At 32.3% G+C, this 344-nt stretch carries 1 pseudogene; it reads left to right on the forward strand.

The features are described from left to right. Window positions 1-306, forward strand: a pseudogene (locus tag RTW80_RS28015) (hypothetical protein); the annotation flags it as partial. Window positions 307-344: the final 38 nt, after the last annotated feature.

A 344-nucleotide genomic window follows, 5' to 3' on the forward strand; every position in this document is an offset into this window, starting at 1 on the left:
GATAAAGATCTTACGACTTTTGATATTGTAGCAAAAAACACAACAACAAAAAAATGTGTTGGTATTGAAATAAGTTTTCAAGTTACAACAAACTCAACAATAGAAAGAAAAGCAGGATTAGCCAAAAGCAGAAGAGATTTGCTCAATTCAAGAGGACATAAAATAGCATATGTGATTGATGGGTCTGGTAATTTTCAGCGTTCAAATGCCATCAAAACAATAATTAACCATAGTGACATGACCGTTAACTTTTCAGATAATGGTATAAATTCACTAGCAACATTCATCTGCGAGACATTGAAATGATTAAATTTGTTGACCTTTTTTCTGGCACAGGTGGTATT

Origin of the sequence: Escherichia sp. AM3 (assembly GCF_032029835.1) — a bacterium.
Lineage (GTDB): Bacteria > Pseudomonadota > Gammaproteobacteria > Enterobacterales > Enterobacteriaceae > Escherichia > Escherichia coli.